Here is a 7,565-nt window from a genome sequence, read left to right on the forward strand (position 1 = left end):
AGAGCGGGGGATTTGTGCGTTTCAGTCCGGCGTCGGCTCTGCAGCCTCAGCCCTGCCAGCTGTGCGGGGCGCGGAAGCCCCGCTGGCGCTCCAGTCGGCGCCAGCCCGCCGCGCTGCGGCCGGTCCGCCCCGAGGGGCGCCGGTGGACGGCGCCCGCGGCCGCGCGGGCGAGGAGGACCGCGGTGACCGCGGCGAGCTCCTCGGCGTCGGCGTGGCCCTTCTCGACGCGGACGAGAGTGGCGGCGCCGACGGCGGCCGCGGTATCGGCGGGGTTGTCGGCGGTGTCCTGTGCGGTGCTCACGATGGCTTCGTCTCCAATGCTCGCGTCAATGCTCGCGTTACTGCGGCGGGTTGCCGTGCTTGCGGGACGGCAGGTCGGCGTGCTTGTTGCGCAGCATCGCCAGGGACCGGATCAGGACCTCGCGGGTCTCCACGGGGTCGATGACGTCGTCGACCAGGCCGCGCTCGGCGGCGTAGTACGGGTGCATCAGCTCGGACTTGTACTCCTTGACCATGCGGGCGCGCATGGCCTCGGGGTCGTCCGCTCCGGCGATCTGCCGGCGGAAGATCACGTTGGCCGCGCCCTCGGCGCCCATCACCGCGATCTCGTTCGTCGGCCAGGCGTAGGTCAGGTCGGCGCCGATGGACTGGGAGTCCATGACGATGTAGGCGCCGCCGTACGCCTTGCGCAGGATGACCGAGATCCGCGGCACGGTGGCGTTGCAGTACGCGTACAGCATCTTGGCGCCGTGCCGGATGATCCCGCCGTGCTCCTGGTCCACGCCGGGCAGGAAGCCGGGCACGTCCAGCAGCGTGATCAGCGGGATGTTGAAGGCGTCGCACATCTGGATGAAGCGGGCGGACTTCTCCGACGCCTCGATGTCCAGCACCCCGGCCAGCGACTGCGGCTGGTTGGCGATGATGCCCACCACCTGGCCGTCCAACCGGCTCAGGGCGCAGATGATGTTGGTCGCCCAGCGCTCGTGGACCTCCAGGTAATCGCCGTCGTCGACGATCTCCTCGATGACCTTGCGCATGTCGTACGGGCGGTTGCCGTCGGCCGGGACGAGGTCGAGCAGCGCCTCGCCGCGCCGCTCGGCCGGGTCGTCGGACTCGACGGTCGGCGGGTTCTCGCGGTTGTTCTGCGGGAGCAGCGACAGGAGGTAGCGCACCTCCTCCAGGCAGCTCTCCTCGTCGTCGTACGCGAAGTGGCACACACCCGAGGTCTCGGCGTGCACATCCGCGCCGCCCAGTCCGTTCTGGGTGACCTTCTCGCCGGTCACCGCCTGGACCACGTCCGGTCCGGTGATGAACATCTGCGAGGTCTCGCGGACCATGAAGACGAAGTCGGTGAGCGCCGGGGAGTAGGCGGCGCCGCCCGCGCACGGGCCGAGCATCACGCTGATCTGCGGGATGACGCCGGACGCCTTGGTGTTGCGCTGGAAGATGCCGCCGTAGCCGGCGAGCGCCGAGACGCCCTCCTGGATACGGGCGCCGGCACCGTCGTTGAGCGACACCAGCGGCGCCCCGGCCGAGATGGCCATGTCCATGATCTTGTGGATCTTCGTGGCGTGGGCTTCCCCGAGCGCCCCGCCGAAGATCCGGAAGTCGTGTGCGTACACGAACACGGTCCGCCCGTGTACGGTCCCCCAGCCGGTGACGACACCGTCGGTGTAGGGCCTCTTCGCCTCGAGCCCGAACCCGCTCGCGCGGTGCCGCCGCAGCGGCTCGACCTCGTTGAAGGACCCCTCGTCCAGGAGCAGATCGATCCGTTCGCGGGCCGTCAGCTTCCCCTTGGCCTTCTGGGCCTCGGTCGCCCGCTCGCTCGGCCCGCGCCGAGCCTGCTCGCGGATCGCGTGCAGCTCGGCGACACGCCCGCGGACGTCGCTCGCCTCAGCGGGCGCACCTTCGAGATTGGTCATGCAATGACGGTACGTTCCCGGACCCCCCGAGACGCATGTCAATTCCATACAACGTCGGGCGCGTTTTGGTGGGTAGGCAGAACAGAACTGGACAGCGGATTTCTTGCCACCGTATGGGCCACCCGGCGAACGCCGCTGTCGGCACCCCACAAACCCCGACGTGGCGCGCCCAGGACCGGCGGACATGACCACCCGTATGGGCGCGCCCGGCCGGGGTCAGCAGCCGCCGCAGTTGTAGTAGACGACGTCCCAGTGGTTGCCCTCGAGGGCATAGATGTTGCCGGAGTTGGCCTTGTACTGCTTGGCGCCGTCACCGCGCTCGCCGATGTAGGCGAAGTGGCCGGTGATGTAGTTGCTGACGCAACTGTTGAGGGCGTAGTCGAGCTTGTAGCCGTTCCAGTGGCTGTAGGTGCCGCCGGCGTGCCCGGTCTCGGTGCCGCCGGTGATGTTCAGGGCGCAGCCGCTGGCGCTCTTGAGGGTCTGGGCGCCCTGTGCGGTGGCCAGGTTGAGCTGTTCGAACGAGGTGCAGGTGGCGTTGTTCCGATCGGAGCAGCCGCCGGAGGAGGACCAGGTGATGCCGCTGGTCCGGAACATCGAGGTGGCCTGGGAGTGGCTGATCTTGGTGACCGCGAACGCCTCGCCGGCGCTGCTGATCACCCCGACTCCGGGGGCGAAGAGCACACCGAGGACGAGGACGAGGGTCGTGACGGCGGCGCTGCCGACGGAGCGGAGCTTCATGGGACCTCCTGCTGTGGACCGGGCTGGGGACCGTGCGGCGGTGCAGGTGGGGGGTGACAGCAGGATGATGGCGAACTTCTACGCGCGTCGGCCACCTTCTTTGGTGAACCCTTGGAGAGATTGTCCGGAGATTTTGTGTACTCGGGGAATGGAGTTACGCTAGGCGACGTTGAAGATTCAACAGTACCCGGCCCCGGCGGAGCTACACCCCCCTAGGCTCCGCCGGGGCCGTGGTCGCCAACCGCGCCCACGGCCCTGAGCGCCCCGGCCTACTCCTGCGGCTCCACGCCGGCCCGCAGCAGCCCGTAGACGTACGCGTCGTCCAGCGCCTGCCACGAGGCCGCGATCACATTCTCCCCGACGCCCACCGTCGACCACTCGCCCTTGCCGTCCGCCGTGGAGACCAGCACCCGCGTCGTGGACTCCGTACCGTGCTTACCCTCCAGGATGCGCACCTTGTAGTCCACCAGCTCCATCGCGGCCAGCGGCGGGTAGATCCGCTCCAGGCCCAGGCGCAGCGCCCGGTCCAGGGCGTTGACCGGGCCGTTGCCCTCCGCCGTGGAGACGATGCGCTCGCCCTTGGCCCAGAGCTTGACCGTGGCCTCGTTGGCGTGGGTGCCGTCGGGGCGGTCCTCGACGATGGCCCGCCAGGACTCGACCTGGAAGTAGCGGCGGGGCCGCCCCTCGATCTCCTCGCGCAGCAGCAGTTCGAAGGACGCGTCGGCGGCCTCGTAGGTGTAGCCCGCGAGCTCGCGCTCCTTGACCCGCTCGACGACGCGGCCGACCAGCTCCCGGTCGCCGCCGAGGTCGACGCCCAGCTCCTTGCCCTTGAGCTCGACCGAGGCCCGGCCCGCCATGTCGGACACCAGCATGCGCATGGTGTTGCCGACCAGCTCGGGGTCGATGTGCTGGTAGAGGTCGGGGTCCACCTTGATCGCGGAGGCGTGCAGCCCGGCCTTGTGCGCGAAGGCCGAGAGGCCGACGTAGGGCTGGTGGGTCGAGGGGGTGAGGTTGACCACCTCGGCAATGGCGTGCGAGATGCGGGTCATCTCGGCGAGCGCGCCGTTGGGCAGGACCTTACGGCCGTACTTGAGCTCCAGGGCGGCGGCGACCGGGAAGAGGTTCGCGTTGCCGACCCGCTCGCCGTAGCCGTTGGCGGTGCACTGGACATGGGTGGCGCCCGCGTCCACGGCGGCCAGGGTGTTGGCGACGGCGCAGCCGGTGTCGTCCTGGGCGTGGATGCCCAGCCGAGCACCGGTGTCGGCGAGGACGGTGCGCACCACCGCGTCGATCTGGGCCGGGAGCATGCCGCCGTTGGTGTCGCACAGCACGACGACATCCGCGCCCGCCTCGTGGGCGGCGCTGACGACCTGCTTGGCGTAGCCGGGGTTGGCGCGGTAGCCGTCGAAGAAGTGCTCGCAGTCGACGAAGACCCGGCGGCCCTGGGCGCGCAGATGGGAGACGGTGTCCCGGACCATCTCCAGGTTCTCCTCCAGCGTGGTGCGCAGGGCGAGTTCCACATGGCGGTCATGGGACTTGGCCACCAGCGTGATCACCGGGGCTCCGGAGTCGAGGAGGGCCTGGACCTGGGGGTCGTCCTTCGCCTGTACGCCCGCCTTGCGGGTGGCGCCGAACGCGACCAGCTGGGCGTGGGCGAAGTCGATCTCGGCGCGGGCCCGGGCGAAGAACTCCGTGTCGCGCGGGTTGGCGCCGGGCCAGCCGCCCTCGATGAACCCCACGCCGAAGTCGTCGAGGTGACGGGCGATGGTCAGCTTGTCCGCGACGGTGAGGTTGATGCCCTCGCGCTGCGCGCCGTCGCGCAGCGTGGTGTCGAAGACGTGGAAGCTGTCGTCGGGTAGGTCCTTCATGGTGGTCTGGCTCCTGTGGGATCGATCTCGGTCTACCGGAATAACCGGTTCCGCGCCCTCCTATGATCCCTCGCGCTCCGTGTCCGGCGGGGTGGTCCGGAAAACGAAAAGACCCCTCGCGGGTGCGAGAGGTCTGCGCGCGGGTCTGGGGCACGATGGCCGCGCCGTACCGGGTCGTACGGGGCGGTCACTGCGGACCGGCGCGCCTGCTGCCAATAATCATGGCGAACGAGAGCACGGAGGCAGTCAAGCACATCCCGCCTCCGCGCTCCCGTCCGTCTCAGGATGCGAACCGACGCGCGGATCGATATCGCAGTCACGTTCGGAGGGGCGGCCGGCACCGGTCAGGTCGACCCCGTCCGGCCGTCGGTCCGCCCGTACGTACGTCCGTCCGTACGTCCGTCAGCCCAGGCGGTGCATCCAGCCGTGGGTGTCCGGGGCGGCGCCCGTCTGGATGTCCAGCAGCGCCTTGCGCAGCTTCATCGTCACCTCGCCCGGCTGCCCGTCCGCCACGGTCCAGTCGGCCCGGGCGGACTTGACCGAGCCGACGGGGGTGATGACGGCGGCGGTGCCGCAGGCGAAGACCTCGGTGAGGCTGCCGTCCGCGTTCCCCTCTCGCCAGTCGTCGACGCTGATACGGCCCTCGGAAACCTCATGGCCCAGGTCGGCGGCGATCCGCAGCAGCGAGGCGCGGGTGATCCCCGGCAGCAGCGAACCGGACAGCTCGGGGGTCACGATGCGGTCCCCGTACACGAAGTACAGGTTCATACCGCCCATCTCCTCGATCCAGCGGCGCTCGATCGCGTCCAGCCAGACCACCTGGTCGCAGCCCTGCTCGGCGGCCTGCGCCTGGGCGACCAGCGAAGCGGCGTAGTTGCCGCCCGTCTTGGCGGCGCCGGTGCCGCCGGGGGCGGCGCGCACATACTCCTCGGAGAGCCACACGGAGACCGGCTTGACCCCGCCGGGGAAGTAGGCGCCGGCCGGGGAGGCGATGATGATGAAGAGGTATTCGTTCGCGGGCCGCACGCCGAGGCCGACCTCGGTCGCGAACATGAAGGGCCGCAGATACAGGGACTCCTCACCGCTGCCGGGCACCCACGCCTGGTCCTGGGAGACCAGCGCGTCGCAGGCCGCGATGAAGGTCTCGACCGGCAGCTCCGGCATGCCCATGCGGCGCGCGGAGGCGCGGAAGCGCTCCGCGTTCTCCTCGGGGCGGAAAATGGCCACGCCGCCGTCGGGCTGCCGGTACGCCTTGAGCCCTTCGAAGATCGTCTGGGCGTAGTGGAGGGTCATGTTCGCCGGGTCGAGCGAAAGGGGCGCGTACGGCACGAGCTGGGCGTCGTGCCAACCGCGGCCCTCGGTCCACTTGATGGTCACCATATGGTCGGTGAAGTGGCGGCCGAAGCCGGGGTTGGCCAGGATCCGCTCCCGCTCCTCGTCGGAGAGGGGATGAGCGGAGGGCTTGAGCTCGATCGTGGGCGTCGTCATGAGTGGTAGTCCTTCACCGTTGGTTGTAGCGGACCGCGCCCGCGCCGTCCCGGTCCCCGAGGGGTACTAGGACGTCCGAGCTTCCTCTCATACGACGGCCCCACGTCCGATTATCGCTCGGAGTGGGGCCGGGGTAGAGATGCTGCGTTGCGTTCGCGCGGCCCAGGTCGATGGTCGCACCCAGCCGCGCGTCGGCACAGGCTGGGGTCAGCCGGATACTCGCGCCGCGAGCGCGTCGCCGATCTCGTCGGTGGTGCGCGGCGTGTCGCCGGTGCGCTCCGCGAGGTCCTGGGCGACGGCGGTCTCGACACGCGCCGCCTCGGCCTCGTATCCCAGGTGCTGAAGCAGCAGGGCCACCGACAGCACGGTCGCGGTCGGGTCGGCCTTGCCGGTGCCCGCGATGTCCGGCGCGGAGCCGTGGACCGGCTCGAACATCGACGGGAAGGTGCCGGAGGGGTTGATGTTGCCGCTCGCGGCGAGCCCGATGCCACCGGTGACGGCGGCGGCCAGGTCCGTGAGGATGTCACCGAAGAGGTTGTCGGTGACGATGACGTCGAACCGCTCGGGCTGGGTGACGAAGAAGATCGTCGCGGCGTCGACATGCAGATAGTCGGTGGTGACCTCGGGGAACTCCGCGCCGACCCGGTCGAAGATGTTCTTCCACAGGTGGCCCGCGTGCGCCAGGACATTGGTCTTGTGCACGAGGGTGAGCTTCTTGCGCGGCCGGGCCGCGGCCCGGGCGTACGCGTCGCGCACCACGCGCTCGACACCGTACGCGGTGTTCACGCTGACCTCGGTGGCCACCTCAGCCGGGGTGCCGGTGCGCAGCGACCCGCCGTTGCCCGTGTACGGGCCCTCGGTGCCCTCGCGGACGACGACGAAGTCGATGTCGGGGCGGCCGGCCAGCGGGGTGGCGGTGTTCGGGAACAGCTTCGACGGACGCAGATTGACGTAGTGGTCGAAGACGAAGCGCAGCTTGAGCAGCAGCCCGCGCTCCAGCACACCCGAGGGCACGGACGGGTCACCGATGGCGCCGAGCAGGATCGCGTCGTGGTTCTTCAGCGACTCCAGCTCCGCGTCCGGCAGGGTTTCGCCGGTCGCGTGCCAGCGCCGGGCGCCGAGGTCGTACTCCTCGGTCTCGAGCTTCACGTCCTGCGGAAGGACGGCCGAGAGGACCTTGAGACCCTGCGGCACGACTTCCTGGCCGATACCGTCGCCGGGGATCACTGCGAGACGAATGCTGCGAGACATACCGGGACCCTACCCCTCGTCCCACTGAATGACATTCACCGTCCGACATATGGACGTCTGCTCATCCGGATGGCTCACGTTCACCCGGAGTACCGCGTGAAGTCGCCTTCTGGGGGCAGATTCCGGCACATGGCTGACTTCTCCCGGGGCACTCCCCGCGGTTCCTCCGATGTCCCACGAGTCGGCATTCCCGAGCGCCTGGCGCGCCGGATGACCATGGCCGAGCAGCACGAGTATCTGCGGACGAAGCTCTCCCGGCGCGGAGTGCTGCGCGGCGGCGCCGCGCAGCACTCCGCGC

Annotated in this window: 6 protein-coding genes; all 6 read right to left on the reverse strand. The window is 69.8% G+C overall.

Features of this window, described 5'->3' with window-relative positions; all coding sequences use genetic code 11:
* Positions 1 to 46 precede the first annotated feature (46 nt).
* Entirely contained in the window at positions 47 to 301 is a 255-nt protein-coding gene (locus CCN51_RS43305) for an acyl-CoA carboxylase subunit epsilon (protein ID WP_014176121.1), read from the reverse strand.
* Positions 302 to 338: 37 nt separating this feature from the next.
* Positions 339 to 1,922 (reverse strand): acyl-CoA carboxylase subunit beta, encoded by a 1,584-nt coding sequence (locus CCN51_RS43310; protein WP_014176122.1) that lies wholly within the window; start codon positions 1,920 to 1,922, stop codon positions 339 to 341.
* A gap of 216 nt (positions 1,923 to 2,138) precedes the next feature.
* Complete coding sequence (locus tag CCN51_RS43315; protein ID WP_014176123.1) at positions 2,139 to 2,660, reverse strand: hypothetical protein; 522 nt, start codon at positions 2,658 to 2,660, stop codon at positions 2,139 to 2,141.
* Positions 2,661 to 2,929: 269 nt separating this feature from the next.
* The gene (gene cimA, locus CCN51_RS43320) at positions 2,930 to 4,528 is read right to left on the reverse strand and encodes a citramalate synthase (RefSeq protein WP_014176124.1); all 1,599 of its coding nucleotides are present in this window, start codon (positions 4,526 to 4,528) and stop codon (positions 2,930 to 2,932) included.
* A gap of 402 nt (positions 4,529 to 4,930) precedes the next feature.
* On the reverse strand, positions 4,931 to 6,016 hold the full coding sequence (locus CCN51_RS43325; protein WP_014176125.1) for a branched-chain amino acid aminotransferase: 1,086 nt from the start codon (positions 6,014 to 6,016) through the stop codon (positions 4,931 to 4,933).
* 207 nt (positions 6,017 to 6,223) lie between these two features.
* Entirely contained in the window at positions 6,224 to 7,267 is a 1,044-nt protein-coding gene (locus CCN51_RS43330) for a 3-isopropylmalate dehydrogenase (RefSeq protein ID WP_014176126.1), read from the reverse strand.
* Positions 7,268 to 7,565 lie beyond the last annotated feature (298 nt).

Source organism: Streptomyces milbemycinicus (assembly GCF_002154605.1).
Lineage (GTDB): Bacteria > Actinomycetota > Actinomycetes > Streptomycetales > Streptomycetaceae > Streptomyces > Streptomyces milbemycinicus.

What these genes read in the sequence shown, in the direction of transcription:
- CCN51_RS43310 (WP_014176122.1), bottom strand. Translation starts at nt 1,922, where the DNA reads ATGACCAATCTCGAAGGTGCGCCCGCTGAGGCGAGCGACGTCCGCGGG.
- CCN51_RS43315 (WP_014176123.1), bottom strand. Translation starts at nt 2,660, where the DNA reads ATGAAGCTCCGCTCCGTCGGCAGCGCCGCCGTCACGACCCTCGTCCTC.
- cimA (WP_014176124.1), bottom strand. Translation starts at nt 4,528, where the DNA reads ATGAAGGACCTACCCGACGACAGCTTCCACGTCTTCGACACCACGCTG.
- CCN51_RS43325 (WP_014176125.1), bottom strand. Translation starts at nt 6,016, where the DNA reads ATGACGACGCCCACGATCGAGCTCAAGCCCTCCGCTCATCCCCTCTCC.
- CCN51_RS43330 (WP_014176126.1), bottom strand. Translation starts at nt 7,267, where the DNA reads ATGTCTCGCAGCATTCGTCTCGCAGTGATCCCCGGCGACGGTATCGGC.